Here is a 26,141-nt window from a genome sequence, read left to right as displayed (position 1 = left end):
TCCTATCATTCCTCTTGATGGAAACTAGCCCTTAATTTATGCTTGTTGGTTAAAAACTTGACGAAGTACGATCTAACAGTTGGTGGTAGGTCTTTAAACTGGGCTTCAAAGCTTTTAACAGGGCTACAATCTTGTGTTCCTTTACAATAATAGTCCAAATGATAACTGTAACTTTTGTTATTGTAAAGGATAATATAGGATACTTTTCTATCGTAGGTTTCGTAACCCCCACAATAGTAGAAAGGTATAAATACCGCTTTTTTACCATTAAAATCCCGAAGTACAATTTCATCTTTCCTAAAATCGATGAGCGACATTTGTGAATCTGGATGTCGGTAAGTATAAGAAATGCCTCTTGTGTTTTTTAACGTAACCGCTATTTGTGTCAATGCCCCATCAAAAATAGAAGAGTCTGCATTACATGGATTGATCACCTTTACGGTTAACCTGTTTGTACCCAATGCATCGTTATACGTTCGGTAGGTTACTAGACTATCAATTGTAAAGCGACGTAGTTCTGCCGCATCAACATACTTTTGTTTTGCGGTTTCGAACAACGCTGCACAATGATTAGCGTACTTGTAGGCTATATCATTTGTGAAGTTTTCGAGATAGGTTGTAGTTAGCACCATTTTACGTTTAATGGTAGGCAATTTAACCAGTTCTTCAATTTCCATATCGTAATAATTCCAATTCCCTTCGTAATGGTGGGTCAATAGGTTTACACTAGATTCACCACTTCCACTATTATTGGCAGGACCAAATTCATACCTATCCATGGTAGTTAACTGGATCTTTTTTTCAACTTTATTATAGGTAAAATCACAATGATAGCCACTACGCATGTGTGGAACGAAATAGGTAAAACCATTCGAATTTCTACGTATGCCAGATTGGGGCTCTTCAAAAGCCAATTCTAAGGTTTTTATCGGTACAAACTTCTTTGTAGATAGCTTACAGATTATAACGTCTTTTGTCCTGTCAAAAATTACTAAGTCTGGTTTTTGATCAAAGTCCAAATCAAATTTCAATGTATCGTTCTTATTGTAGGTTTGTGCATGCCCCGCTACAAATGCCAATAGACAGCTCAATAAAACAACAACTCTTTTCCTGATGTGCATATCCTTACTTTGTGTTACGGTATTCATATTTTTTAGTACTGTTGTTACTGGCCAGAAATAAAAATACCCAACCCCATTTGTTTTCCAATCGATCTAAAATCAGTTCATTGTGTGGACCGATTGAAAGTTGGAACTGATGGTTCTCTAGTTTTCCATAAATCAGCGGAATGGGAATGATCTTACGTTTATGCTTAGATACAAAATAATTATCTCTCAACTCCCCTTTTAAGATCAGTTCTGCTTTTTGTACCTCGCCTTGCCACCAAATTGCCTTAAGCTTATTCTTATCAAAAGCAAGCAATTCTATTTTTGCGTTTTTAAAATCTGCATCGGCCAAGCCAGGGCTTAACTTTAATTGGTTCCATAATAAGGCATAAGTTAACGAATCGCCTGTTTGCCGAACATTTTCGTAAACACTATTAAAGGCACTAAGTTCGTTTATTTTTTTAATGCCCAATTGTTTGGACTGTTGTAAAGAAACACAGCCAGAAAGCAGTACAACACAGGTTAAACAGAGAAGAAAGAATCGAAGGTAAATCTGCGTCATGGTAATGGGCTTTTAATTGTATAAAACTGCATACGTTCATTGTAAAGGTCAGCCCAATGGTAAATGTGCAACAACAATCTGACCTATTTTTATAAATGGCGTCCCTCTTGCAAAATAGCTCAACAACCATTCCAAAATATCAGGCCATGTCAACTAAGATTTGACTTTTGTATGTGATAGCCAACATCATTTCTATAGAAGTAATTGATAGCTTTGAGCTTTCTGCTTAAATGGATTGAGGCTGCTAAAAATAACCTAAAACCTCCATTTTGGGTAGTTGATACAAAACTTAGCTCAATGCAAATGACAGATAATTGGACAAACAGGTGGAACGAAAGATATGCAGGTAACGAATTTGCCTATGGCGAAGAACCTAATGCTTATTTGAAAGCGCAGCTTACGGAGTTAAGCGTTGGGAATATACTTTTTCCGGCCGAGGGCGAAGGTCGTAATGCGGTATTTGCGGCCCAATTGGGTTGGACAGTGGCTGCCTTCGACATCAGCAATGAAGGTCAAAAGAAAGCCATACAATTGGCCGATAAGAATAAGGTTACCATCGATTATCAAATTGGTGCTTTAGAAACGCTCAATTATAAAGAAGGCCAATTTGATGCCATTGCCTTGATTTATGCCCATTTTCCAGCAGACCTTAAATCTCAACTGCATCAGGCATTAGATAAGTATCTCCGTAAAGGCGGTACTATCATTTTCGAAGCATTCAATAAAAAGCATCTTGCTTATTTGGCCAAAAATGAAAAGGTTGGCGGACCAAAGGATATCGAATCACTATTTTCTATAGAAGAGCTTAAGGCCGATTTTCATAATTATGAAATCCAAACATTAATAGAAACAGAAATTGAACTCAAAGAAGGTCTTTTCCATAACGGATTAGGTTCGGTCATCCGATTTGTAGGCCATAAAAAATAGACTGATACCTCATTAACCATAAAATGGAAAGATCGTTACCATCCGATAACGACCTTCTCAATTAAATATTAGATATCAGTTATTAATTTATGTCTTCCCCCTTTCATTTAATGAGTAAATTATAGTTTAGTTTTTAGTTTTAGGTTTTATTGCTATTTCTCCATCGTCCATACCCTCTATGTTTTTATCGGCAAAAAGTATAGGATTTGTTTTTTGTAAGACTTTCAATAGGTCTTCTGTACTCCCAGCATGTTGCAAAAAAATAGTAGAACCTGTTGCACTAAATTTCATCTTTGTGCTTTCTACCCCTTTGGCGGTCTGTAACTTCTCATTCAACTCTTTAAGTTCTGCAAAATTAACACCGCTTAGCTTTAACGTGGTTTTGGTAGTTGCTACTTCTGCTTCCGTACCTTTTTTTTTAGCTAACAAGCTCGTTGCTTTTTGTCCTGTTTTTGCAGCCTTATCTGCTGTATTGGTAGCACGATCAGCTTTGTTCAATATGTTTTCTATCTTGTCTAATACACCTTGTGCATTGGCAGCGCTTATACCAAATACTAAAATGGCAAAACAAATGATTAGTATCTTTCTCATGATAAATTTTAAATGTTTTTAAATCGGTTATTTTTTGGTTGCGTTTATTTTCACGTTTTCTATTGGGTATTGTACTACAGGTTATCGCTCATAATACAGTTCGGTCTTGGTTTTAGATGGATCTAGCACTTTACCACTAGACATCTGGATCAAAACCTCTTGTGCAGATGTGGTATTGGCCTGTAGATCTGGGATCAATCGGCTTTGCTCATAAGTGGTACCGTCTGTTGTTACAATGGTAAACCTTACATAGATGATGTGTTGCGAGTTATCCAAGATGACATAGTTTTTTGTAGAAACATTTTTAACATCGTAACTGATGTATACAGATGTACCATTAACCCTTGGGCTAGCAGTAGTGATGTTAAAGTTTGTTAATGGGAACTTGCTTTGATCAGGTAGTGAGCCACCTCCACTCTTTTTACAAGATGTTAGAAAGCATACAGCTGACAAGAAAAAAATGACGGACACAGCTAAGTTTTTAAAAGTTGTTTTCATGGGTAAATTGGTTATTGTTTAAGGGATAAATAGAATACTTACCCAAAATTAGGTCTACAAAAATTGGGAGACAATGACCATAACAGGTCATTTTTTAACTGACTATTTCCAGCTATTTTTACAGCTCGACTTTAATAAGCAAAGATTTATGTTAAACATTGCGCCCAATTTGATGAATTGCACAACATGAAAAAATACTTGTACATCCTGTGTCTATGCGTTTCTTTTTTTTCGGCTAAGGGGCAAATTCCTTTTGGTAATCAAAGTTATGTAGATAGTCTTAAAAACCAGTTGAATAGCACAGCTACTGCTGCTTTAAAAGCGAATAGTAGTTTTTTGCTTTCTGAGTATTACCTCAAAACAGACAGCACAAAAGCTAAAAGCTATTTGTTAAAAGGTATAAACTATAGTAAGGATGACTCTTTTTTAAGGGCTGTTGCTCTGTACTATCAGGCATTGGTGACCGTAAAAGACAGACCTGGTTTGGCCAAGCAGGTTTTTCTAAAAGCAGATTCTGCCCTTCAACCATTCCATACCAAAGAGGCTTTCCACTTGAGGTCGATGTGCTGGCATAACTATGCCTTTAACCTATACATCAGCGCCAACTCAAAAGAAGCGGTTGATGTTATCCTCCATAAAGCCATTCCCCTGATCTTAAAATCTGGCGACCAGGGTTTTCTTGGCAAAAACTATTATCAACTTTCGATAGCTTTCAAAGACCTGCACCAATTTGACAAAGAAAAAATCTACTTAGAGAAAGCACTTTCAACACTTAAAACCGCTCAAGCTCCACATTATTTGGCAATGGTCTATCAATCGGTAGCAGAAAATGATATTGCCTTGGGTAAGTTAACAGCGGCCGAAGAGAATTTAGAAAAACTGAAAGCCTTACTCAAACCTTATCCAAAATCTGCCATTTGGTTAGAGTATTATGCAACCGAAGCACTTAGATATAATGTAGCGTTTCAATACGATAGTGCGTTAATGGTAATTGATAAGGGAATGTTACTAACCAAAGAGGTCAAAGGCACTTATGCAGAACAGCGCTTGTTGCTGCAAAAATTCTATGCCATGTACAGCAGCAATCAATTTGTAAAGGCAAAAGATGTGGCATTGATCTTGGCACAGAATAAACAGTTTATGGTTTGGGACTCAAACAAATTGCAGGTGTATAACGGATTGGCCATGTGCTACGAAGGATTGAAAGACAAGGCTAAAGCTTTTGATTGGTTAAAGCTCTACAATGTATTGAACGACAGCATCAACAACAACAAATTAAAGGAAACGGTTAACCTTTTTGAAGTGAAATACAGAACTGAAGAAAACCAAAAGAAGATGATCAAGCTGAATGCCGAAAATGCACAGGCCAAACTGGCTACCAAAAACAGTCGCTTACTCAGTGGTTTATTGGGATCAACCAGCCTTTTTTTGTTGATATTGGCCATTTTAGGCTGGCTATTTTACAATAGTAGCAGAAAACTGACCTTACAGAAAGACCTGAACCACCAACAACAATTAAAAGATCTGGATAACCAACAACAATTGAAAATTGCAGAAGTAATGTTAGCGGCAAAGGAGGAAGAACAGAATAGAGTGGCGCGTGACCTGCACGATGGTTTGGGTGGAACATTGTCTATGGCCAAAATGAACCTTGACCATTACATGGTAGAAAAAAAACACAATAAAGACATCGAACTACGACACGTGATCTTTCAATTAGAGAACTCCATTACAGAACTTCGTCAGATTGCCTATGATATGATGCCTGGTATGTTGAGTAAATTAGGTTTACAAGCGGCATTGAACGACCTTTGCGAATCGCTTACTTCAGAAAAAGTTAAAGTGTATTTTCAGTGTCTGGATATCAAAAACACCATTACTGAGAAAGAACAATTGGTCATCTATCGCATTGCACAAGAAGCGTTGACCAATGCGGTTAAACATGCATCAGCCAAGAATATCCTATTGCAATGTTCTCAAACTGAAAACATATTTTTTATGACGATTGAAGATGACGGCAAAGGATTTAATCCAGCTGAGAAGCTAAAGACACAAGGTTTTGGGTTGAGTAATATCCAAAGCCGCGTAGCCTATCTAAAAGGAAAAATAGAGATCTTATCCGTAGCAGATCAACAAGGTACTTCAATTAATATAGAACTCAATGTTACCAGCTAAGATTACAATTGCCATTGTAGACGACCATCCTGTAGTGATTGAAGGTCTGGTTAGGCTTTTAAGCAAAAAACCAGAATTTGAAGTGGTCAAAGGTTTTACCTGTGCTGCAGATTTTATTCATTTCTTAAAGAAGACACCTGTTAACATTGTATTGTTAGATATTATCCTTCCAGACATCAATGGAATGGACTTGTGTAAGGAAATTAAAAAGCTTGCGCCAAAAACAGTTGTACTGGCCTTTAGCAACCACAAAGAACGTAGCGCCATTATGCAGATGCTGGCCAATGGTGCAAGCGGCTACTTACTTAAGGATGCCACTGTTGAGGAGATTGTAGATTGTATCAATTCAGCTATCAATGGTCAGATTTCTTTTAGTGCTGCAGTGAATGAAATCATTGCCCGTCCCCCATCAAACGAACAACAAGACCTAGCTAAACTTACCGTACGCGAAACAGAGATCTTAAAATTAATTGCAGCTGGAGAAAACTCGCCCAGCATTGCAGAATTATTGTTCTTGAGCAAATTTACCGTGGAGAACCATCGAAAAAACCTGATGCAGAAACTGAAGGCTAAAAATGTGGCAGATCTGATCAGGATCGCTACACAACATAACCTACTTTAATTAGCTAATTACTATTTGTTAAGATGTGGACCAAATGTTACGAGACTTACTTTGCTAAAGGTTCCTTTTACTGAAATGTTCTTTTCAGCTCCTTCTGCTATCGAGTTCTTGCCACTAAATTCAAAACTGCCAGATAAAACAACCTGATTACCACTTGTACTCACACTACTGATGGTAAAACTGCCTTTTTCTGAGTCGGCAGAAACATCTTTTGCCGTACCTGCCCCTGCATCATGATCATTAGAATCTGCATCTCCAGGTGGAGTATTGGCAAAGAGACCAAAATTCGGATTGGCTTTATTGTCCATTTTTGCCAAGGCGATCGTTCCGGGTTTAAGCTCACCCAACTTTCTCAAATAAAATTTAACCGATACTTCCCTTTCTTTGTCAGCTACACTAAAATTTAGCGTAAGAATACCATTGTTATCTTTACCCACCACTGCTGTTCCACTAATGTTTTTGGCCGTGTAGTGTTTTCCATTTTGTTCAAAGTTGATTGTTCCGCCACTAGCAGCTGGCTGGGCAAAGGTTTTTGCATGTAATGCGATGAAAGAAATAAAAAGGATGAGACGTAGATTTTTCATAGGGTTATGATTAGGGTTATAGTTTAAGGTAATTAAAGATACAAAATGTGATAATAAACAAAATCAAAAATCTAGCTTTTCTATGGTATAACTGAAGGAAAGATTGAATAACTTGCTGATGTTTAATACTTCAAACACATCACTTGATTTAAAATGGACATTCCAAATTATCTAGATAGGTTTAAAAAAGCAGCTGACTTGCTTGATCAAAAATTGCTGGCTGAAAAGAGATCGAAGTGGTAACTGGCGTTTACCTCAATTCAGTTTTTTTGAAGTTGTATAAACAATCTTGGGCAAGCCCACTTCAAGACCCTGTAACGGCTGAATCTAGAATCTTCTTTTCCGTTTGGATTGATGAAGACCATGTGAAAACGAACGAGTTGTTCTATAATATCCATGCCCTAAAACTGCGAAAACTGAAAGGTTATGCTATCGAAAGTAGAAAATTTGCTGCCGATTTTAGGGCTGCTTTTAAAGCTCATGAGCAATCGTGGCCAAATGTAGGTGTAGATTTTGGGCCATTAACCTTAATACAGGGCACGGTAAAAACTGATCTGACTAACCTCAATGCTGAAATCCTAACCTTGAGCTATGAGTTTTTAAAAATAGCTCATCTGGTTGATGCGACCTTACTTAGGTATAAGAAAGGTTAATGATCATTTGTCAATATTCATGAAAAAATAATTTAACAAAATCACATACCGATTGGTATTTGTGTTATATTTGTTGCTATGCTGTTGAAGTAGAAAATAAAAATGAATACTGCCGAATTTATATTGGATAAAGTTGCTCCTGTTTTTAATAAAAAAGGATACATTGGAACTAGTCTTGCTGACATTACTACAGCTACAGGCTTAACCAAGGGTGCTATTTATTGTAATTTCCACAACAAAGAAGATTTGGCATTAAAGGCTTTTGAACTGAATGTAAAAATAGCCTTGTTACCCCTATTCAAACTGATAGCCAATACAGTTGGCAGCATTGCTAAACTACATGTAGTTACCAATTATCAACGCAGTTACTATGGATTGGTTAAGGACCGTGGCGGCTGCCCCATGTTAAGGGTTGGTGTGGATACAAGCTATAACAATCCCTTATTGTTTAAGGCTGCGCAAGACCTATCTCAACAAATGATGAAGGGTTTGATCACAATTATCGAAGAAGGCATCCAGAATAAAGAGATCAGAGCAGACATTGACACTCCTTCTTATGCCAAAACCATCCTGTCCATCATAGAAGGAAGTTCACTATTGGCATTTACACATTACGACCAAAGCTATATCAGCAGTGCCATGGATTTTATAGACGAGATGATCATTGATAAAATAAAATTGTAAAAAAATTTGACCCTCCACATACCGATTGGTATCTGGTATAAATCACATAACAATGGAAAGTATATTAAAAAGTAAAAGAAAGATCAGGTTTCAGGATTGCGACCCTTTTAACCATTTAAACAACTCGAAATATCTCGATTATTTCTTAAATGCCCGTGAAGACCAAATTGCAGAACATTACGGACTTGATGTTTTCAAAAACCTGGAAACCACGGGTATGAGTTGGGTAGTTGTATCCAACCAGATCAATTACATCAAACCTGCCTTGACCATGGAAACTGTGCTGATCGAAACACAATTGATCCACTTTACCAACAACGTACTATTGGTAGAGATGAAGATGTGGAATGAAAATGAAACCGAGCTAAAGGCCATACTTTGGATGAAATTTATCCAGTTTAATATCCATACCAAAAGAGTGGCCAGTCATTCAGAAGAACTGATGGATCTATTTAAAACTGTTGTATTGCCTGTTGAACATGTTATTTTTGAAGAACGTTGCTCAGCGATTATTCAAGGCTTAAGAAGTAAGCTAATTGTTTAGCTAATCAGGTCGGGATTTATAGTCCCGACCAACAACCTACAATTTCAATTGTACAATACGACCATGTATATTTTGCTCCTTTTGAGTGCCATTGATGGTTAATTTATCAAAAAATCTGGCGAACAATTGCTATTTTCATTTTTCTTCAATGTATAATCAACCGTAAATTTGAGCTCATCTGCAATGTATATTTTGATGGTTCCAGTTGGGCCAGCGCCAGCTGGCAGCAGAAGGTATTTGCCCAATGCTGCTGAAGTTTCTACCCTCGGCTTTTGTTTATTTATATTGCCATTAATAGTGAAATAGATCTGGTCTACCGTATAAGTAGGTGTCCCTGAAAAGAGCAGGTCTGCTCCTGTATTTTTGTCAACAATGTTAAATTGCAAAAAATCTGGTGCAAATATGGCCAAACAAGGTCCGTCTTGTTTTTCTTTGGTACACGACGATATCATAAACAAAGACGATATCATAAACAAATTGGTAATAACTAAGATTACAGCACTCAGTCTTAAAGGAAATGTAGCATTTTTCATATGTTATCTATTTTAGGTATACTCTATTATACGTTTAATGAAGACGAAACGCTACAGCATTAGCTATAAAAGAATATAAGCAAACCCCTCTATCCTATTTTGAGCTGAATGAATATTAAACACATGCTAATTTAAGCTTGTCGAAAATCTTTAATCTATCATTTGATGAATTCAACGAGACAATTACAATAGCTTAGCACGACCGATAAATAGTTAATTTTTGTTAATTTATTTTTATATATGTAGTTAACTACGTAGTTTTGCGTTGTAAATACTTAACAGATGAAAACACAAATTATTCCAATCTATGATGATCAGTCGCAAGCTGCCATAGACCTGATCTTAAACATCCAACAAAACGAATTCAATATTCCCATTACAGTAAAAGACCAACCTGATCTTTTAACGATCACAGATTTTTACCATAAAGGTGGTGGCTGTTTTTGGGGTGCATTTATAGGAGATGAATTGGTTGGAACCATTGCATTGATCAAATTTACCAACAATGCTGGGGCCATCAGAAAAATGTTTGTTAAAAAGGAATTTAGGGGCAAAGAACTAAATATCGCTCAACATTTGTTAGATACCTTGATCGCTTATGCTAAAACAAACGGTATGGCCTACCTGTATCTTGGAACCATACACATCTTGGAAGCAGCCTTGCGCTTTTATGAAAGAAACCAATTTACACGCATTGCAAAAGAAAGACTTCCAAAAACATTTCCTTTAATGGCAGCAGATGATGTATTTTGTGAGTTGAATTTAAATAGAACTAAATGAATGTAATCAATGAAACGGGTATACTGGCACTTTCTACAAGGTTACAGCGGCTCAGCGAACAGTTACGAAAAGATGGTGCCTTGTTGTATAAAACATTTGGAATTGATTTTGAGCCCAAGTGGTTTCCGGTAATCTACACCCTATACCATAAAGAAGTATTAAGTGTAGTTGAGATTGCAGCGGAGATTGGCTATACCCATCCATCAACCATTAGTTTGTTAAGAGAACTAGAAAAGCAGAAACTGATCCATCTAAAAAAGATAAGGCCGATGAACGTAAACGTTTGATCATGCTTACCCCTAAAGGTCAGGAATTGATCTTACAGATGAAACCTGTATGGGAAATCATGACTACGATTTTAACCGAAATCGCCGCTAACCAAAACAACTTACTAAAGGCGATTGAGGAAGCAGAAGAAAAACTGGCCAATCAAAGTTTCTTACAAAGAGCCTTGCAGTTGAAAAATAAATAGGTGCATATCAACAAAAATGAAAAATTGACGTTAATATAAATTAGCTACAGCACTTTAAGATCGATATGTATTTTACCAGTTTGCCAGATCATACAAAACCCGACTTTGATGAAGAATTGCACTTTAGCTTATTTAAAAAGCACAATATCATCTTCAATGCAGAGAGTAGCTATAGTTCTTGCGATAAACATGTGGGCTGTTTTTCTTTTAAAACGATACTGAGTGGAGAAGAATGGTATGGGTCAACAGGCAACAATTGGCCATAAGACAAGGGCAGTTTCTGATCCTGAATGATGAGCAAGAGTACTCTTGTTACATGAACAGTGGAGAAAAGGTCAGAAACCTTTCCGTCTTTTTCAAGAAAGAATTTGCGGCTTCGGTACTTCATGATTCTTTGCACAAAGAAGAAAGCTTATTGGACAGCCCTTTTGAGCATGGTAAAAAGACCCCAGAATTTTTTCAGACTCTTCAACACATCAGTCCTGAGCTACAGCAACAATTAACTTCGCTCCTCGCCGCTTTGGCCAACCAAGGCTACCATCCCAACATGGCCGATGAACACTTGGTCTTTTTACTTCGATACTTGCTTAAAACCCATCAATCGGATAAAAGACGTGCCCAAAATGTAAATGGATTGAAACCTGCTACAAAGTTAGAGGTATACAAGCGTTTATGTATCGCAAAAGATATCCTTCATTCTTCTTACATGGATTCTATAGACCTCAATGTAATTGGGCAGTTATCTTACCTTTCTGTTCCCCAATTGGTTAGGCAGTTTAAATCAGTTTTTAATACTACACCACATCAATATTTGATCAACATCAGACTTCAACGAGCAACTGAATTATTGAAGGCTACTGTCAAACCTATACACGAGATCACTTGGCTTTGTGGTTTCGAGAATGTGAGTGCTTTCTCTAGGGCCTTTAAAACAGCATACGGCGTACAACCTAGCAGTTATCGAAACTGTTGATCAATTTGAGCATTTCTGCACATCTTCTCTTGTATTGAAAGTATAGTTTTGTTGTTTAACCGCTTCAAATTATGAGAAGAATATTATTGATTTCCTTGATGGCATTGTGCTGCCAATTTGTTGTTGCGCAAAATCTTGTTGTCCCCCTCTATGAAAAAGATATCCCCAATTCAAAAAACGCACCGGCAAATTACGTTGAAAAAATAGATAGTGATGGTTTGATCAGTCAGGTAACGGTACCTACCTTGACTGCTTATTTTGCAAAAAAGGAAATCGCCAACGGAACGGCGGTCATCGTTTCGCCTGGTGGTGGATATTTCGTCCAATCGCCTAAAAAATGTATTGAAATTGCAAAGGCATTTAACCAAATCGGAGTTACCGCTTTTATCTTAAAATACCGATTGCCTCATGATTCCATTATGTTAGATAAATCAATCGGTCCGATGCAGGATGGACAGGCAGCAATCCAATTGGTGCGCAAAAGGGCAAAAGAATGGAACATCAATCCCAAACGATTGGGAATGGTAGGTTTATCAGCTGGTGGACATTTGGTAGCTACTGAAGGTACAAGATTGAATAGGATTGTGATAGAGAACAAGGAAAAAATCAATCTTCGACCTGATTTTATGATCTTATTGTATCCTGTAATCATCTATGATCCAGCTATTCCTAGGACGAGAGAAAACTTGATTGGAAAGCAACCCACTGCCGAGCTGCTGGATTTTTATGCTGCCGAAAAACATGTAACCAAGCAAACTCCACCTACTTTTTTGGTACATGCAGCCGATGATGAGGTCGATCCCAATAAAAAACACTTTATTATTCTTTAATGCCTTATTGCAATCAAACGTGAAAGCAGAAATGCACATTCTACAATCTGGTGGTCATGGTTTTGGTCTGTCGGATCTCAATAGTCAAGACAGTTGGTTTAAACTTTGTAAAAGTTGGCTAATTGAAAATGGTTTTCTAAAGATATCCGACTAAATTTTGTAATTTACTAACGCAGTTTTATAATGCCGACTTAAGTAGCTACAATGAAGATCAAAGCAATTATAACAGGTACTACAGGTATGGTTGGCGAAGGCGTTTTGTTGACGTGTTTGGCCAATCCAGAAGTAGAAGAAATCTTGGTAATCAACCGAAGACCATTAGGAATTACCCATCCTAAACTTAAAGAAATCATTCATGCTGATTTTTTTGATTTATCACCTATTGAAAATCAATTGGTTGGTTACAATGCCTGCTATTTTTGTTTAGGTGTACCTTCAGTAGGAATGGACAAAGAAACCTACAAGCACCTTACTTACGATCTGACCATTAATGTGGGGCAATTGTTGGCCAAGCTTAATCCAGAAATGACATTTTGTTATGTAAGTGGTAGCGGAACTGATAGCACCGAGCAAGGTCGGATGGCTTGGGCAAGGGTAAAAGGCGCAACTGAAAACGAACTGCTACGGTTGTTCAAAAATGGATACATGTTCAGACCTGGCTTTTTAAAAGCTTCCGCGGGTCAGAAAAACGTATTGCGTTATTATAAATATTTTGCTTGGCTCTATCCTATCGGTCGGGCGCTTTATCCTGCTGGTTTCTGTACTTTACATGAATTGGGTACAGCCATGATCAATGTAACTGTTAAGGGTGCCCCTAAACACATTGTTGAAGTAAAGGATATTGTAGCCATTGCCAAAGGTTGATAAAACAATAATTTGATAAAAATTCCTTAATCGAACCTATCAATGTCAGTCTGAGCCTGTCGAAGACCTATGCAACACATACTTCGACAAGCTCAGTATGACAATTTTATTTGACTAAATGCTTCAGCCCATGTTTTCTATGTTCCTATGTGGTCGAACTAGGATGATACCAAATAAGCGCTTCGACAAGTTCAGTATGACAATTTATAATAGTCGGATTGCAAATCCCGGCCAGCATATTATTTCAATGTTTCTTTTACTTCCCCACAAGTCAACATACTTTCGCCAAAGTATGGGTTTTTAATGTCTTTCTGGTTACTTAACCACGATGCACCTTTGTCGTTCAAGGCCATCGGACAATAGTCAACATACACCTCACCAGAGCTTAAACCAACCGTTTTGACCCTTGCAATAAAATCAGTACTTAGATCAGCATATAAGGTTCTCTGCACCTCAAGCGTTGCTGCAGCACTAATTTTAGCAGCTAAAGTAGCCAATGTGTTTCCATTGGTTAATTCCTTCGCTCCAAGTTCAATCGCATTGGCAGCAATTTTAACTTCGGCCAGATCACCATTAACTAAGGCTGTTGTTAAATGGGTATAGTGCTGATAAACTGCATTTAATTTATCATCCTTTAAATTCACACCAACGGCAGTTTGGGCTGTTGGCGTTCCATGCCCTTCGCCTGGTGCATGGTTATGCCCTGCATGATCTTCTGCTTCAGCAGATTTTTGTGTGTTTCCGCAGGCAGCGAATAAAGCTACCACTGCGAAAGCAATTGTAAAATTGGTAATTGTCTTCATTTTTTTATAATTGATATTTAAGATTTGATTTTAAGTCCTTCAGCTGGGTTTTTACCCTTTTTAAGGATGTATTCACTGTATAAAAGATAAGCCCCGGTAACCACCACCTGATCACCATTTTGCAGCCCTTCGGCTATTTCTACCTGATTGTCATTTTCAGTACCTGTTTTAACCAATCTAGGTTCAAAACTGTCTTTTCCACGCTTCACCCATACGTGCATTCCCTTTCCATCCCTGATCACTGCATCAACAGGTAAGGTCAATGCTTTGCTTTGATTTCCTGATGGAAGCAAAACATTGGTCTGTAAGCCAGGTTGCCATTGGTTTTGTGGATTAGGAATGCTGCCTCTGATCTGTGTAAGTTGTGTGCCAGCTTGTAGTGCAGGCGTAATAAAATCAATGGTCATTTCTTGTGGTTGATCTTCCCAACCTGCCACTATCACTTTTACTTTTTGGCCTTGCTTGATCTGTTTGGCTTCATTTGGATATACATCAGCTTCTACCCATAATTGAGCATAACCTTCTAAACGTAAAATCGGACTACCCTCTGTAACATATTGGCCTTGGGTAATGGCCAATTCGGCAACTACACCACTTGTAGGTGCATAGAACGTTACAAAAGATCTTTCTGCTGTGTTTTTACCAATTGTTGTACCTGATGTTCTGATTGCCCGTACAATAAGAGTTTCTGCTTGGCCGAAGCCACCAGTTGACGCTCTACCTGATCACCCTGAAACTGCCTTTCTTGTGCTATGGCCATCAGGTATTCTTGTTGAAGCGTAGCCAACTGTTCGGAGTACAATTTATACAGCGGTTGACCTTTGCTCAATTTTACGCCTGTTTCCCTTACATATAACTGTTCTATCCTACCGGCAATGCGACTCGAGATGTAACTGCTCTGTTCTGGGTTAACTGTCAATCGGCCATTCAATTGTTTAAATCCAGAAAGGCTATTTTGACCGATCATCATTGTACTGATATTGGCTAAGGCTTGGCGTTTCTCATCTATTTTCAGTGCTTTATCATTACTGTTCTTTTCAAATGGCACCAAGTCCATTCCGCATATCGGGCAGGTGCCCATTTCGTTTTTGATTACCTGAGGATGCATCGGACAGGTAAAAGTCTGTAGCTTTTTATTAGCTGCAGCTGAAGTTGGCTGCTTATTCTCGCTGCAGGCCGCAATAAATACCGATGGAAGCACGGCCATTAATGCAAATTTTTTGATAAATGATTTCCGTTCCATTTCTTTAATTTTTTGTTAAACGTGTTTTGATAAAACTTTCGCTATCTACCAAATACGCTGCGTTTTTACTCACTTCCCAATTGCTGATGTCTGTTTTAACCTGTACCATACCGGCAATGGTTGGCCCTGCATCTATGGTTTGGGGTACTAAAACATTACCCTCTTTTTTAAAAATGATGGTTTTGTTGCCCATAGATAGTACTGCCGTTTCTGGAAGCCACCAAGCCGCAGTTAACAGTACCGGAATCCTAGCAGTTAACAGTTCACCCACCCTAAATTCGGGTTTGTTGAGGTAGGTTCTGGCAATGGTAAAGTTCTCTCCATCTTTAAAAACTGGTTGGATCAGGCCAATGGCAGCAGTTTGGATGGTGCTTTTATCAGCAGTTTTGTAAAATGCAAATTTGTCTCCCTTTTTAACCAAGGCTGCCAATGCAGGTTTAAAAGCAAATTCTGCAATCAGCTTGTTGCCATTGTATATGGTAAATAGCGATTGACCTGCATTGACATACTGACCCTCCCGTAATAACACTGGCGAATTTACCGGCGTTGTAGGGTTTGTAGCTGGGGCTGCGCTAGAACTTCCAGCATCCATCCCACCCATTCCATCGCCACTGGCGCTTGTTGTAGCTGTAGGTGCCGAAACTGAGGCTACAGCTGCTGTTTTTTCCAGAATATAACCATCAGCATTGCTGTATATCGGAATTAGATAATTTACCTTGCCTGTCTTTAACAATTGATTAATTCCTGAGGCATTCATCCCTAACAACATCAAACGTTGTTTAGCCTTTTCTATCAAGGTATGGTCTGTTTCTGAGCGTTTAAGGAACAATAGCTCTTGTTGTGCAGCAGCCAGGTCTGGAGAATAGATCTGCATGATCAATTGTCCTTTGCTAACGGGTTGGTAATTGTATTTGATCAACAAGCGTTCTATCCTACCACTTACCCTGCTGGCCACACTATTTTGGTTACGGGTATCGTAATTGATGATTCCCTGTACCTCTTCCGTAAATATCCTACTGCCATAGTCGGCTTTGATCAATGGTAAAGTAGATACAACTTGCTCATTTGATGGCTGTAACAAATGAGACAAGTTACTATCTATGGTCAACGCACCAGGACTTCGTGGGTAGCCTGTTTATCTTTTTTTGCACTATTGCAGGAGCTGACCGCCAACAGGATTACTGCAAGGACATAGACCATGGGCCTAACGATATAATTCTTTCTCATAATCGGCGATCATTAAATAAAGTTTCAGTTTCTCATCTAAAATATTGGTCTGCATCATGGTCAATGCTTCCCAAGCATCGATTACCTGTGGCAATTCCATCTTGTTTTCGCGATAGCTCAAGAAATTGACGTCCAACGTTTTTTGTAGACTTGGAATGATCTTGTTCTCCATCGCTTCGATCCTTTTTTGCATCGATTGGATCTCGAACTGCATCCCATACAACATGCCTTGTGTTTCTTGCAACATGGCCGCTTTTTCCTTGTTCATGGCGGCTATTTCATAGGCCATCCCTTTGGCCTCAGATTTATACATCGTTGAAGACCATGGCGCAATTGGAATGCTGACCATTCCCATTACACTAAAGGCTTTGGGCATCATTTTGGTTAATGGCAACATGTGGTCGAATCTTAACCTGAAATCTGGTCTGCTCTGCTTTTTCATGGCTTCGATATTCAGTTGCATAGACTGGATGTTGTATTCCATCTTTTTGATATCGTTTCTGGCCATGGCCAAACTAGCCGTATCTATCTTGGCCGCAGGTACAAAAACAGGTTTGTAATTGGTGTCGATGGCAAACATGGCATTCCCTTGTATGTTCATTAAACTGTTCAACCATGCCCTTGCTTTGGCAATGTCACCTTCTTGCATGCGGATCATGTTGCTGTTTTCTTCCAGTTTGGCTGTTGTTTTGTAAACACTTCCCAGTTTGGATTGATTGTAGGGGTACCTCATCTCTTCGATCTTTTTCATGGTCTGCATCGATCTTCTCGTTCTGTTGCAGTACCGTGATCTTTTGCGCCGCGATCAACCACCCGAAATACAATCTTTTGGCCTGTGCCTTATATTCGTTTAAAGTGATACCTCTAGTTTCGTTTTCTACCTTGGCCTTCGATTCGATGTAGCGTTTGTTGGCCTTTAGTTTAACCGGATTAGGAATATCTTGTTCCAATTGAAACATCAAAGAACCTTTGTCTCTATCGTCCATCAGCTCTTGGCCAGGGTAAGGAGTCATAAACGTACCCACACCAACCATTGGTGCCATCCATGCGGTAGCCGCTTTTGCACTATGTTTGTAGCTTTCGGCTTTTAAGCCATAAGATTGTAGCAAAAGGTTGTTTTGGTCTATCCTTTTCAAGACCGTATCCAGCGAAAGTACTGGACCTTGCTGTGCCACTCCATAAGCAGGTAACAGCAACAGCATAGCAATTATTCTTTTAATGATGTACATCGTGCACCTCCAATTTTCCATATTTCCTCAATTCGTATTCTTTGGACATTAAAAAGATCAATGGCGTAACCAGTAAGATGTGTGTAGATGAAGTCAATACCCCACCGATCATCGGCAACACAATTGGTTGCATCACATCTACACCTACACCTGTAGCCCACAATACGGGCACTAGACCGAACAATGACACACAAACGGTCATCAGTTTTGGCCGCAATCTTTTTGCCGCTCCATTGATCACATAAATTCTCAAGTCTTCTTTGCTAATGGTCTCGCTCGAGTTTCCTTTCAGCTTGATCAACTGTTGCATGGCATCGTTGAGGTAGATCACCATCACAATTCCCGTTTCTACCGCGATACCGAATAGTGCGATAAAACCTACAGCAACACCTACCGATAGGTTTACACCCCAGAAGTAGATCATGTAAGCCCCGCCGATTAAAGCGAAAGGCACGGTGATGAGACTTAAAAAGGCCTCCCGAATAGAGCGAAATGCGAAATACAGTGAGAAGAAGATGATGAGCAATACCACTGGAGCAATCCACATCAAGGTCTGTTTACCTCTGATCAGGTTCTCGTACTGCCCACTCCATTCTAAGAAATAGCCTTCAGGAAGAATGCCTTTCTCTTTGTTCAGTTTCTCCATCGCTTCTTGTACGGTACTACCCAAATCTCTATCACGTACATTGAACATCACCGCGCCACGTAAAATGGCATTGTCAGAACTGATCATCGGTGGACCATCTTCAAATTTAACATCAGCTACAGCCGACAATGGAACCTCACCGAAAGTGCTAGACTGGATCGGAATGCGTTGGATACGCTCAACACTATTTCTGTATTCTTGCGCCAAACGTACACTGATCGAAAAACGTTGCCTACCTTCGATGGTATTGCCAATGGTGGCCCCACCCAAAGCACTTTCTACCACTTGGTTTACATCGTCTACATTGAGTCCGTAACGGGCCAGTTCTTCTCTTTTGATGTCAATAGAAAGGTATTTTCCACCTGTTATAGGTTCTACAAACAGGTCGCTTACCCCAGCGGTACCTTCTAAAGCAGCCTTCACTTTTTCAGAAACTGAAGCAATGGTATCGAGGTTTTGTCCAAATACTTTGATTCCCACATCGGTACGGATACCTGTTGCCAACATATTGATGCGGTTGATGATCGGTTGTGTCCATCCGTTTACCACACCGGGATCTGCAGTTTGGCATCCAACTCGGTAACGATATCCTTTTTGGTGATCCCTTTACGCCATTCGCTCTTTGGTTTCAACGTGATGATGGTTTCTATCATGCTGATGGGCGAATTATCTGTAGCCGTACTGGCCCTACCGGCTTTTCCTAAAACCTTATCAACCTCTGGTACGGATTTAATCGATCTTGTCCTGCACTTGTAAGATCCGTTTGGCTTCGGCATTTGATACATCAGGCAAGGTAACTGGCATAAACAGAATACTTTGCTCGTCCAATGGTGGGATGAATTCTGTACCCAAGTTTTTGAGCAAAGGAATGGTCAATCAACAAGGCAATAATGTTAATGGCAATAGTGGTTTTTCTCCATTTCAATACCGTTCTAATGATCGGTTCGTATACCTTTTCCAATATCCTGTTTACAGGATTTGCGTGATCTGGCCTAAATTTTCCTTTCATAAAAAATGAAATCAATACAGGTGCCAATGTGATCACCAACAAGGCATCTACAATCATGATAAAGGTTTTGGTATAAGCCAGGGGGTGAAACAATTTCCCTTCTTGACCGGTAAGCATAAATACAGGCAAAAATGAAGTGATGATGATGACCGTGGCAAAAAATACCCCTCTTGAAACCTGTTTGCTCGATTTGGTGATTACTTCTAAGCGGTCTTCCTCGCTGATCCAATCTGGTGTTCTGCGAAATTTATTTTTTAACCATGTTCTCATGATGTTGTTGTTTTATTTTGGTCCTTTTCCCACAGTTCGTAGCGCTCTGCGAGGTGTTTATAAGCGTTTTCGCTCATGATGATCCCATTGTCTACAATTACCCCAATGGCCAATGCAATACCTGTTAGCGACATGATGTTTGATGAAATATCAAATGCATTGAGCAGGATGAAACTTGCCGCAATGGTAATTGGAATCTGGATGATGATACTTAATGCACTGCGCCAATGGAACAAGAACACCAATACGATGAGCGATACCACGATCATCTCTTCAATCAAGGTATGTTTGATGGAGTCTATCGATTCTTTGATCAATTCTCCCCTGTCGTATACAATATCGAATTTAACCCCTTTGGGTAGGCCTTTAGACACTTCCTTCATCTTGGCCTTTACCTTGTCGATGACCTCTGCCGCATTTTCGCCATAACGCATCACTACAATACCCCCGGCACGTTCGCCCTTTCCATCTTGGTCAAAAATGCCCAATCGGGTTTCTCCTGTCATCTGTACCGTGGCCAGATCCGAGACTTTAATAGGAATGCCATTTTGGTTTTTAACGGGGATATTGGCAATTTCGGCTATGGACTTAAGGTAGCCTGATGTTTTGATGATGTAGCCCATGTTGCTCATTTCGAACTTTCGTCCGCCAGATTCGTTGTTATTGCTCCTCACCGCGCTAATTACCTGTGGAACACTTAGTTTATAATAGAGCAGTTTATTTGGGTCTATATTGATCTGGTATTGTTTCTGGAAGCCCCCAAAAGAAGCAATCTCGCTTACACCCGGAATATTCTGCAAAGCAAATTTGACGTACCAATCTTGTATGGCACGTTGTTCGCCAAGGTCCATGTCTGGTGCATCTAAAGTGTACCACAATACATGTCCAACTCCTGTACCATCAGGACCCAATTGTGGAGCTACCCCATCGGGTAAGGTCTTAGAAATCGTACTGATTCGTTCCATTACACGTTCCCTTGCCCAATACACATCTACATCGTCTTCAAAGATCACGTAGATAAAACTCATCCCAAACATAGACGAACCTCTTACGTATTTGATCTTAGGAATACCTTGTAAGTTAGTGACCAAGGGATAGGTTACTTGATCTTCTATCAATTGTGGCGATCTGCCCATCCATTCGGTAAATACGATCACCTGATTTTCTGAAAGGTCGGGAATTGCATCTATCGGGTTCTTTTGCACAGCGAATATGCCCCATACAAACAGTCCGGCAGAGAGCAGCAACACGATAAATCGGTTGCGCATTGACCATTCTATAATTTTATGTACCATTTTATTTTTTTTCAAATGGGTACCCGATCCATCGGGCACCCGATGTTAATGTTAGTGATGAGCTGCTGGTGTTTTTGCAGGTTGACCTTCTCTATCGTATTTGCAGCAACCTGGAAGTTTGGTATACACCGCTTCTGTTGCCTTAAATTTTGGAGTGTCGTGACCTACATCGGCGATTTTGCGTTGTACATCATCTAATTTGATCTTACTGGCATCATAGTTTAGGGTAAGCATCTTGGTCTTGGCGCTCCATTCTGCACTGGTTACACCTTCTACTTTTACAGCAGCTTCAATGCGTTTTTTGCACATGCCGCAGTTGCCAGCAACTTTGATACTGTCGGTTTTAGACTGTGCAAATGCAGCACTGCCAAGGAAAGCCAATAAGGCTACCAAAGAGAATCGTAATGATTTCATGATAAAATTGTTTTGAAAAAAATAATTGGATAATATAAAATTGAGTATAGCAAGGCTATACCTGGTACACGAATGTGCTAGGTAAAATAGAAAGGGGTCCTATATTCTGTAGGTACAGTTACGGATAAAAATAGGGATGCACGCTTTTTCGGGAGGTGCATTGGCATATACCACTTGATCTTGCTGAACTGTTAAAGCAAATTGATTGTTAAAGTAGGCAAACTGATGGTCTATCAATACCACTGGTGGATTAAACTGATAGATTGTTTGAGCTGTTTTTTTGCTGGTATCTACCTTAGGCTGTTTGTAATCGTCTTTACAGCAGGCATGCTTTTTTACTTCCTTTTTAGACATGCCACACAATTCGCAGTTGTCTTTTTGAGGTTGGGTTAGGCTTAACTTTACCAGTTGTCCCATGCAATAATGAAAATGCACAGTTGCCCCGCTCGAAACGCTCAGGTAAAAAATTGCAAGTAAGGTAAGTAGTGCTCTTTTCATTATTTTACAATGCTAGAAAATATCAAGAAGCTAGCTGTTATATAATTTCCTGTTTTTTTTACATGATTTTCAAAAAGACATTGTTTACCATCAAAATAAGTGCAATAGAATTACTTTACATATGGAAGCCAAATCAGCCAAATTTCTTAATGGAAAGTAATGGATCAATACAAATTGATTGATCATCAAATTAAATCTAATACCTTTGTACCATCATTCTGAAATTCGTTATGGCAAAAATCTATATCAAAAATATGGTCTGCGACCGTTGTAAGTTGGTAGTTGGTAATGAACTGGAAAAGTTAGCCATCCATCCAATTGCTGTTGAATTAGGTGAAGTGACCCTCGAAACGGAAATGACGGCAGCCAACAAAAACGAACTTGCGATTAGATTGAACGAACTAGGTTTCGAACTGATCGACGATAAAAAAACCAGACTGACCGAGAACATTAAAAAACACATCATCGATTTGGTCCACCACCAAGATGTAAACTTAAAAGTAAACCTATCTGATTATTTAAGCGAAAAGCTTAACCACGATTACAATTATATCTCGAACCTATTTTCGGAAATTGAACACATTACCATTGAAAAGTATTTCATTGCCCAGAAAATTGAAAGGGTAAAAGAACTCATCGCCTACGGAGAATTATCGCTTAGCGAAATCGCCTACCAGCTTAACTACTCAAGTATTGGCCATTTGAGCAATCAGTTTAAAAAAATAACTGGCCAAACCCCTAGCCAGTTCAAAAACAACAACGAAGACAAAAGAAAATCTTTAGATCAGGTATAGTAGGTGTCAAAATCTTAAACTGCGTTTGTTTTTAATTGTTCAATGGTTCATTAGTCATTGGTTCATTAGTCATTGGTTCATTAGTCAATGGTTCATTAGTAAGCGCCTCGCCCATGGTTCATGTCGACACGAACCATGGAGACTGAGACTAGTATTAATACCTTACACCCTAAACCCTCAGCCTTACAGCCTCAACCTTTTGCCTCGCTAAACGTAAAATCTATAAATCAATCTGGGAATAGTGTAAATGATACCAACATCAAGTGCCGAACTTTGTATGGTAATCAGATAACTATAAAAAGATATGGCAACAGATCAAAAATCACCAATATATATTCCTTTAGAGGGCGTAGAAAGCGAACATTGCGCTTTGATCGTAGATAAGGGTTTAGACAAAGTAAAAGGTATCAATTCTCATGTTGTAGAACTCAACAACAACAGAGCGGTAATTACCACAACAGACAATGCTGTGGTTGCCGATGCCGTTAATGCCATCCGCGATCTGGGTTATGGTGTAAACAGCATCAAAAAAAACATTCCAGTTTTAGACATGACCTGCGCTTCTTGTGCAATCAGGACAGAAAGTATCATCAAAGCGCAGCCAGGGGTAGTAAACGCATCGGTAAATTTTGCAACTGCCACTGTAGCTGTTGAGTATTTGCCTAACCTGATCCACATAGAAGACATCCAAAAAGCTGTACAAAGCATAGGTTATGATTTATTGATTGGAAATGAAGACAAAGAAGCTGAAACCCTAGAAGAGATCCATGCGCAAAAGTTTGGTCAGTTGAAGAGAAAAACACTATGGGCCAGTTTAATCTCTATCCCAGTGGTGGTGATCGGTATGTTTTTTATGGATATGCCTTATGCCAACGAAATCATGTGGGTACTTTCTACACCAGTAGTACTGTGGTTTGGCAAAGACTTTTTTATCAATGCTTGGAAACAGACCAAGCATGGTTCGGCCAATATGGATACCTTGGTAGCTTTAGGCTCAGGTATTGCCTATTTGTTTAGCGTATTCAATACCTTGTTTCCTTCGTTCTGGATGGAAAGAGGATTACATGGCCATGTTTATTTTGAAGCAGCAGCAGTGATCATCTCGTTTATCTTATTGGGTAAGTTATTGGAAGAAAAAGCCAAGGGAAACACTTCTTCGGCCATTAAGAAACTAATGGGCCTACAACCCAAAACCGTCACCCTTATTAAAGACAACGACCAGCAAGTGACCATCGAGATTGAAGCGGTAAGTAAAGGTGACATCATTTTGGTAAAACCTGGCGAAAAGATAGCTGTAGACGGTTTAGTGGTCAAAGGTAACTCGTACGTAGACGAAAGCATGTTAAGTGGAGAACCTGTGCCTGTATTGAAAAAGGAAGGTGAAAAAGTTTTTGCGGGCACCATTAACCAAAAAGGAAGCTTCCAGTTCAGTGCAGAAAAAGTAGGTACAGAAACGCTCTTGGCACAGATCATCAGAATGGTACAAGAAGCACAAGGCAGTAAGGCACCAGTACAGAAGCTGGTCGACAAAATTGCAGGCATATTTGTTCCAATTGTGATTGTGATCGCACTTATCGCTTTTGTCGTATGGATGTTCTTTGGTGGACAGAATGGATTTTCGCAAGGTTTGATCGCCTTAGCTACCGTATTGGTTATTGCCTGCCCCTGTGCCTTAGGTCTGGCTACCCCTACCGCAATTATGGTTGGGATTGGTAAAGCTGCAGAACATGGTATTTTGATCAAGGATGCCATCAGTTTAGAATTGGCTAAAAAGGTAGATGCCGTAGTTTTAGATAAAACAGGAACCATTACCGAAGGTAGACCTGTGGTAACAGACGCGTTTTGGTTAGGCCATGACGAGTCTACCAAAGAGATTTTGGGGAGCATCGAAAAGTTATCAGAACATCCTTTGGCCGAAGCAGTAGTGAAACAATTTGAAAACCTGACCTTAAAAACGGTTGACCATTTCGAAAGCTTAACTGGTAGAGGTGCAAAGGCAGCTGTTAATGGAAAAACCTATTATGTAGGTAACCATAAGCTATTGCTAGAGAACAAGGTTAAAGTTGATGCAGAACTGTTGGCCAGATCAAAACAATGGAGCGATGAAGCCAAAACCGTCGATCTGGTTTGCCAATAATGAAAATGCTTTGGCTGTATTGGCCATTGCCGATCGCATCAAAGCTACTTCTAAAGAAGCCATCCAACAATTAACCAGTGCAGGGATAGAAGTTTACATGCTTACGGGAGACAATGAAGCTACCGCCAAATCTATTGCCCAACAAACGGGTATTACGGCTTATCAGGCCGAAGTAATGCCAGATCAAAAAGCAACCTTCATCAAACAGTTACAACAAAAGGGAAAAATCGTAGCCATGGTTGGCGATGGGATCAACGACAGTACCGCATTGGCACAGGCCGATGTAAGTATAGCGATGGGCAAGGGAAGTGATATTGCCATGGATGTAGCGAAGATGACCATCATTTCTTCGGATCTTAACCAAGATTCCAGAAGCCATCAGGCTCTCTAAAAACACAGTGGCCACCATTCGCCAGAATCTGTTCTGGGCATTTATCTATAACATTATCGGTATTCCATTGGCTGCAGGAGTTTTATACCCCATCAACGGCTTTTTATTGAACCCAATGATTGCCGGAGCAGCTATGGCCTTAAGTAGCGTAAGTGTAGTGAGCAATAGTCTTTTGTTAAAGTGGAAAAAATAGTTTCCACGAGCTATCAAAACAATTAATCGAAACAATAAATAAACAATTTAAAAATGAAAACCATAAAAATCTCCATTCCAGATATGACAAGTACGCATTGCCAAACACGTGTAAGCAATGCCATTTCAAAAATAGAAGGCGTTAACCTCAAAGAGGTCAAACCCGCTACAGCATTGGTAGAGATCGAAAACAGCAGCCTACAACAACAAGTGATCGATTTTATTGAAGATGCAGGCTATCAGGTGGCGGGTATAGAAACGGCAATAACTGATTCTGCTGACGAAAAACTACTGAGGTTTAAAACCAACATCAACTGTGGAGGCTGTGTGGCCAAAGTAACACCTGTGTTAAATGCAAATCCAGGTATTACAGCATGGGACGTTGACACCACCAATAAAGACAAGATCCTTTCCGTTCAGAGTAAGGACATTTCTGCAGAAGATGTGATCGAAGCCATTCAACAAACAGGATTTAAGATCGAAGAAGTTTAAAACAACTGAACTATTAAAGAAAGGAGCGATAACAGCTCCTTTTTTATTGTCCGAAACAACACGCTAAAATGTCGGTATTGCACCCCATGCTTCTCAAGTATAG

Annotated in this window: 28 protein-coding genes and 3 pseudogenes; 16 read left to right on the top strand and 15 right to left on the bottom strand. The window is 39.4% G+C overall.

The window, feature by feature from the left end; genetic code table 11:
- Window positions 1-5 precede the first annotated feature (5 nt).
- On the bottom strand, window positions 6-1,148 hold the full coding sequence (locus tag ACFJIZ_RS05615) for a hypothetical protein (RefSeq protein WP_379091457.1): 1,143 nt from the start codon (window positions 1,146-1,148) through the stop codon (window positions 6-8).
- Entirely contained in the window at window positions 1,126-1,668 is a 543-nt protein-coding gene (locus ACFJIZ_RS05610; protein WP_379091455.1) for a hypothetical protein, read from the bottom strand. Before ACFJIZ_RS05610 ends, ACFJIZ_RS05615 begins: the two co-directional genes overlap by 23 nt.
- A 297-nt stretch (window positions 1,669-1,965) precedes the next feature.
- Between ACFJIZ_RS05610 and ACFJIZ_RS05605 the strand changes: the two genes are divergently transcribed.
- Entirely contained in the window at window positions 1,966-2,595 is a 630-nt protein-coding gene (locus ACFJIZ_RS05605) for a class I SAM-dependent methyltransferase (protein WP_379091453.1), read from the top strand.
- Between the two features lie 126 nt (window positions 2,596-2,721).
- Here ACFJIZ_RS05605 and ACFJIZ_RS05600 read toward each other — a convergent pair whose 3' ends face one another.
- Both ACFJIZ_RS05600 and ACFJIZ_RS05595 read right to left on the bottom strand, forming a co-directional pair.
- The gene (locus ACFJIZ_RS05600; protein WP_379091450.1) at window positions 2,722-3,186 is read right to left on the bottom strand and encodes a hypothetical protein; all 465 of its coding nucleotides are present in this window, start codon (window positions 3,184-3,186) and stop codon (window positions 2,722-2,724) included.
- A gap of 81 nt (window positions 3,187-3,267) precedes the next feature.
- Complete coding sequence (locus ACFJIZ_RS05595) at window positions 3,268-3,684, bottom strand: hypothetical protein (protein WP_379091448.1); 417 nt, start codon at window positions 3,682-3,684, stop codon at window positions 3,268-3,270.
- Between the two features lie 186 nt (window positions 3,685-3,870).
- Between ACFJIZ_RS05595 and ACFJIZ_RS05590 the strand changes: the two genes are divergently transcribed.
- The gene (locus tag ACFJIZ_RS05590; protein ID WP_379091446.1) at window positions 3,871-5,859 is read left to right on the top strand and encodes an ATP-binding protein; all 1,989 of its coding nucleotides are present in this window, start codon (window positions 3,871-3,873) and stop codon (window positions 5,857-5,859) included.
- Window positions 5,846-6,481, top strand: coding sequence for a response regulator (locus ACFJIZ_RS05585; RefSeq protein WP_379091444.1), 636 nt, complete (start codon window positions 5,846-5,848; stop codon window positions 6,479-6,481). The genes ACFJIZ_RS05590 and ACFJIZ_RS05585 overlap by 14 nt, the downstream gene beginning before the upstream one ends.
- Window positions 6,482-6,492: 11 nt before the next feature.
- On the opposite strand, the gene ACFJIZ_RS05580 is transcribed toward ACFJIZ_RS05585, so the two are convergent.
- Window positions 6,493-7,065 (bottom strand): hypothetical protein, encoded by a 573-nt coding sequence (locus ACFJIZ_RS05580; RefSeq protein ID WP_379091442.1) that lies wholly within the window; start codon window positions 7,063-7,065, stop codon window positions 6,493-6,495.
- A gap of 269 nt (window positions 7,066-7,334) precedes the next feature.
- Between ACFJIZ_RS05580 and ACFJIZ_RS05575 the strand changes: the two genes are divergently transcribed.
- From ACFJIZ_RS05575 to ACFJIZ_RS05565, 3 genes are all read left to right on the top strand, one after another.
- Window positions 7,335-7,718 (top strand): hypothetical protein, encoded by a 384-nt coding sequence (locus ACFJIZ_RS05575; RefSeq protein ID WP_379091438.1) that lies wholly within the window; start codon window positions 7,335-7,337, stop codon window positions 7,716-7,718.
- A 102-nt stretch (window positions 7,719-7,820) separates the two neighbouring features.
- The gene (locus tag ACFJIZ_RS05570) at window positions 7,821-8,402 is read left to right on the top strand and encodes a TetR/AcrR family transcriptional regulator (protein WP_379091436.1); all 582 of its coding nucleotides are present in this window, start codon (window positions 7,821-7,823) and stop codon (window positions 8,400-8,402) included.
- A gap of 52 nt (window positions 8,403-8,454) precedes the next feature.
- The gene (locus ACFJIZ_RS05565) at window positions 8,455-8,946 is read left to right on the top strand and encodes an acyl-CoA thioesterase (RefSeq protein ID WP_379091434.1); all 492 of its coding nucleotides are present in this window, start codon (window positions 8,455-8,457) and stop codon (window positions 8,944-8,946) included.
- Window positions 8,947-9,044: 98 nt separating this feature from the next.
- On the opposite strand, the gene ACFJIZ_RS05560 is transcribed toward ACFJIZ_RS05565, so the two are convergent.
- Window positions 9,045-9,479: a hypothetical protein gene (locus tag ACFJIZ_RS05560; protein ID WP_379091432.1), complete on the bottom strand. Its 435-nt coding sequence runs from the start codon at window positions 9,477-9,479 to the stop codon at window positions 9,045-9,047.
- 282 nt (window positions 9,480-9,761) lie between these two features.
- Between ACFJIZ_RS05560 and ACFJIZ_RS05555 the strand changes: the two genes are divergently transcribed.
- The 7 genes from ACFJIZ_RS05555 (at window position 9,762) to ACFJIZ_RS05525 (ending at window position 13,398) form a co-directional block, all read left to right on the top strand.
- A complete protein-coding gene (locus ACFJIZ_RS05555) occupies window positions 9,762-10,259 on the top strand; it encodes a GNAT family N-acetyltransferase (RefSeq protein ID WP_379091430.1) in 498 nt (165 codons plus the stop codon).
- Complete coding sequence (locus tag ACFJIZ_RS05550; RefSeq protein ID WP_379091428.1) at window positions 10,256-10,546, top strand: hypothetical protein; 291 nt, start codon at window positions 10,256-10,258, stop codon at window positions 10,544-10,546. The genes ACFJIZ_RS05555 and ACFJIZ_RS05550 overlap by 4 nt, the downstream gene beginning before the upstream one ends.
- 2 nt (window positions 10,547-10,548) lie before the next feature.
- Window positions 10,549-10,731: a hypothetical protein gene (locus tag ACFJIZ_RS05545; protein ID WP_379091426.1), complete on the top strand. Its 183-nt coding sequence runs from the start codon at window positions 10,549-10,551 to the stop codon at window positions 10,729-10,731.
- A gap of 80 nt (window positions 10,732-10,811) precedes the next feature.
- Window positions 10,812-10,997 (top strand): hypothetical protein, encoded by a 186-nt coding sequence (locus ACFJIZ_RS05540; RefSeq protein WP_379091425.1) that lies wholly within the window; start codon window positions 10,812-10,814, stop codon window positions 10,995-10,997.
- Window positions 10,988-11,704, top strand: a complete 717-nt coding sequence (locus ACFJIZ_RS05535; RefSeq protein ID WP_379091423.1) for a helix-turn-helix transcriptional regulator — start codon at window positions 10,988-10,990, stop codon at window positions 11,702-11,704. The genes ACFJIZ_RS05540 and ACFJIZ_RS05535 overlap by 10 nt, the downstream gene beginning before the upstream one ends.
- Before the next feature lie 71 nt (window positions 11,705-11,775).
- The gene (locus ACFJIZ_RS05530; protein ID WP_379091420.1) at window positions 11,776-12,534 is read left to right on the top strand and encodes an alpha/beta hydrolase; all 759 of its coding nucleotides are present in this window, start codon (window positions 11,776-11,778) and stop codon (window positions 12,532-12,534) included.
- A 204-nt stretch (window positions 12,535-12,738) separates the two neighbouring features.
- Window positions 12,739-13,398, top strand: a complete 660-nt coding sequence (locus ACFJIZ_RS05525; protein WP_379091418.1) for an epimerase — start codon at window positions 12,739-12,741, stop codon at window positions 13,396-13,398.
- 239 nt (window positions 13,399-13,637) lie between these two features.
- On the opposite strand, the gene ACFJIZ_RS05520 is transcribed toward ACFJIZ_RS05525, so the two are convergent.
- The 9 genes and pseudogenes from ACFJIZ_RS05520 to ACFJIZ_RS05480 all read right to left on the bottom strand — a co-directional run bounded on the left by ACFJIZ_RS05520 (window position 13,638) and on the right by ACFJIZ_RS05480 (window position 22,032).
- A complete protein-coding gene (locus ACFJIZ_RS05520) occupies window positions 13,638-14,201 on the bottom strand; it encodes a DUF3347 domain-containing protein (protein ID WP_379091416.1) in 564 nt (187 codons plus the stop codon).
- Between the two features lie 17 nt (window positions 14,202-14,218).
- Window positions 14,219-15,309, bottom strand: a pseudogene (locus ACFJIZ_RS05515) (efflux RND transporter periplasmic adaptor subunit).
- 139 nt (window positions 15,310-15,448) lie between these two features.
- Window positions 15,449-16,525, bottom strand: coding sequence for an efflux RND transporter periplasmic adaptor subunit (locus ACFJIZ_RS05510; RefSeq protein WP_379091413.1), 1,077 nt, complete (start codon window positions 16,523-16,525; stop codon window positions 15,449-15,451).
- A gap of 123 nt (window positions 16,526-16,648) precedes the next feature.
- The gene (locus ACFJIZ_RS05505) at window positions 16,649-17,422 is read right to left on the bottom strand and encodes a TolC family protein (RefSeq protein WP_379091411.1); all 774 of its coding nucleotides are present in this window, start codon (window positions 17,420-17,422) and stop codon (window positions 16,649-16,651) included.
- Window positions 17,307-17,873: a TolC family protein gene (locus tag ACFJIZ_RS05500; RefSeq protein WP_379091409.1), complete on the bottom strand. Its 567-nt coding sequence runs from the start codon at window positions 17,871-17,873 to the stop codon at window positions 17,307-17,309. The genes ACFJIZ_RS05505 and ACFJIZ_RS05500 overlap by 116 nt, the downstream gene beginning before the upstream one ends.
- Before the next feature lie 13 nt (window positions 17,874-17,886).
- Window positions 17,887-19,825 (bottom strand): annotated as a pseudogene (locus tag ACFJIZ_RS05495) (efflux RND transporter permease subunit).
- On the bottom strand, window positions 19,822-21,120 hold the full coding sequence (locus ACFJIZ_RS05490) for an efflux RND transporter permease subunit (RefSeq protein WP_379091407.1): 1,299 nt from the start codon (window positions 21,118-21,120) through the stop codon (window positions 19,822-19,824). Before ACFJIZ_RS05490 ends, ACFJIZ_RS05495 begins: the two are co-directional and overlap by 4 nt.
- A 51-nt stretch (window positions 21,121-21,171) precedes the next feature.
- Window positions 21,172-21,534 (bottom strand): heavy-metal-associated domain-containing protein, encoded by a 363-nt coding sequence (locus ACFJIZ_RS05485; protein ID WP_379091404.1) that lies wholly within the window; start codon window positions 21,532-21,534, stop codon window positions 21,172-21,174.
- 99 nt (window positions 21,535-21,633) lie between these two features.
- Complete coding sequence (locus ACFJIZ_RS05480) at window positions 21,634-22,032, bottom strand: hypothetical protein (protein ID WP_379091402.1); 399 nt, start codon at window positions 22,030-22,032, stop codon at window positions 21,634-21,636.
- Window positions 22,033-22,262: 230 nt separating this feature from the next.
- Here ACFJIZ_RS05480 and ACFJIZ_RS05475 point away from each other — a divergent pair, with 230 nt between their 5' ends.
- From ACFJIZ_RS05475 to ACFJIZ_RS05465, 3 genes and pseudogenes are all read left to right on the top strand, one after another.
- The gene (locus ACFJIZ_RS05475) at window positions 22,263-22,826 is read left to right on the top strand and encodes a helix-turn-helix domain-containing protein (RefSeq protein WP_379091400.1); all 564 of its coding nucleotides are present in this window, start codon (window positions 22,263-22,265) and stop codon (window positions 22,824-22,826) included.
- A gap of 304 nt (window positions 22,827-23,130) precedes the next feature.
- Window positions 23,131-25,547, top strand: a pseudogene (locus ACFJIZ_RS05470) (heavy metal translocating P-type ATPase).
- 53 nt (window positions 25,548-25,600) lie between these two features.
- Window positions 25,601-26,038 carry a heavy-metal-associated domain-containing protein gene (locus ACFJIZ_RS05465; protein WP_379091398.1) on the top strand — a complete coding sequence of 146 codons (438 nt, stop codon included), beginning with the start codon at window positions 25,601-25,603 and terminating at the stop codon, window positions 26,036-26,038.
- Window positions 26,039-26,141: the final 103 nt, after the last annotated feature.

The organism is Pedobacter sp. UC225_65 (assembly GCF_042698365.1).
GTDB lineage: Bacteria > Bacteroidota > Bacteroidia > Sphingobacteriales > Sphingobacteriaceae > Pedobacter.
This window is presented reverse-complemented; position numbering and strand designations above follow the sequence as displayed.

Excerpts from the sequence above, each read along its gene's own strand:
- ACFJIZ_RS05580 (WP_379091442.1), bottom strand. The coding sequence starts at position 7,065 with ATGAAAAATCTACGTCTCATCCTTTTTATTTCTTTCATCGCATTACAT.
- ACFJIZ_RS05615 (WP_379091457.1), bottom strand. The coding sequence starts at position 1,148 with ATGAATACCGTAACACAAAGTAAGGATATGCACATCAGGAAAAGAGTT.
- ACFJIZ_RS05565 (WP_379091434.1), top strand. The coding sequence starts at position 8,455 with ATGGAAAGTATATTAAAAAGTAAAAGAAAGATCAGGTTTCAGGATTGC.
- ACFJIZ_RS05610 (WP_379091455.1), bottom strand. The coding sequence starts at position 1,668 with ATGACGCAGATTTACCTTCGATTCTTTCTTCTCTGTTTAACCTGTGTT.
- ACFJIZ_RS05550 (WP_379091428.1), top strand. The coding sequence starts at position 10,256 with ATGAATGTAATCAATGAAACGGGTATACTGGCACTTTCTACAAGGTTA.
- ACFJIZ_RS05525 (WP_379091418.1), top strand. The coding sequence starts at position 12,739 with ATGAAGATCAAAGCAATTATAACAGGTACTACAGGTATGGTTGGCGAA.
- ACFJIZ_RS05520 (WP_379091416.1), bottom strand. The coding sequence starts at position 14,201 with ATGAAGACAATTACCAATTTTACAATTGCTTTCGCAGTGGTAGCTTTA.
- ACFJIZ_RS05490 (WP_379091407.1), bottom strand. The coding sequence starts at position 21,120 with ATGGTACATAAAATTATAGAATGGTCAATGCGCAACCGATTTATCGTG.
- ACFJIZ_RS05480 (WP_379091402.1), bottom strand. The coding sequence starts at position 22,032 with ATGAAAAGAGCACTACTTACCTTACTTGCAATTTTTTACCTGAGCGTT.
- ACFJIZ_RS05545 (WP_379091426.1), top strand. The coding sequence starts at position 10,549 with ATGCTTACCCCTAAAGGTCAGGAATTGATCTTACAGATGAAACCTGTA.
- ACFJIZ_RS05530 (WP_379091420.1), top strand. The coding sequence starts at position 11,776 with ATGAGAAGAATATTATTGATTTCCTTGATGGCATTGTGCTGCCAATTT.
- ACFJIZ_RS05485 (WP_379091404.1), bottom strand. The coding sequence starts at position 21,534 with ATGAAATCATTACGATTCTCTTTGGTAGCCTTATTGGCTTTCCTTGGC.
- ACFJIZ_RS05590 (WP_379091446.1), top strand. The coding sequence starts at position 3,871 with ATGAAAAAATACTTGTACATCCTGTGTCTATGCGTTTCTTTTTTTTCG.
- ACFJIZ_RS05500 (WP_379091409.1), bottom strand. The coding sequence starts at position 17,873 with ATGCTGTTGCTGTTACCTGCTTATGGAGTGGCACAGCAAGGTCCAGTA.
- ACFJIZ_RS05555 (WP_379091430.1), top strand. The coding sequence starts at position 9,762 with ATGAAAACACAAATTATTCCAATCTATGATGATCAGTCGCAAGCTGCC.
- ACFJIZ_RS05505 (WP_379091411.1), bottom strand. The coding sequence starts at position 17,422 with ATGAAAAAGATCGAAGAGATGAGGTACCCCTACAATCAATCCAAACTG.
- ACFJIZ_RS05560 (WP_379091432.1), bottom strand. The coding sequence starts at position 9,479 with ATGAAAAATGCTACATTTCCTTTAAGACTGAGTGCTGTAATCTTAGTT.
- ACFJIZ_RS05570 (WP_379091436.1), top strand. The coding sequence starts at position 7,821 with ATGAATACTGCCGAATTTATATTGGATAAAGTTGCTCCTGTTTTTAAT.
- ACFJIZ_RS05475 (WP_379091400.1), top strand. The coding sequence starts at position 22,263 with ATGGCAAAAATCTATATCAAAAATATGGTCTGCGACCGTTGTAAGTTG.
- ACFJIZ_RS05600 (WP_379091450.1), bottom strand. The coding sequence starts at position 3,186 with ATGAGAAAGATACTAATCATTTGTTTTGCCATTTTAGTATTTGGTATA.
- ACFJIZ_RS05605 (WP_379091453.1), top strand. The coding sequence starts at position 1,966 with ATGCAAATGACAGATAATTGGACAAACAGGTGGAACGAAAGATATGCA.
- ACFJIZ_RS05465 (WP_379091398.1), top strand. The coding sequence starts at position 25,601 with ATGAAAACCATAAAAATCTCCATTCCAGATATGACAAGTACGCATTGC.
- ACFJIZ_RS05585 (WP_379091444.1), top strand. The coding sequence starts at position 5,846 with ATGTTACCAGCTAAGATTACAATTGCCATTGTAGACGACCATCCTGTA.
- ACFJIZ_RS05595 (WP_379091448.1), bottom strand. The coding sequence starts at position 3,684 with ATGAAAACAACTTTTAAAAACTTAGCTGTGTCCGTCATTTTTTTCTTG.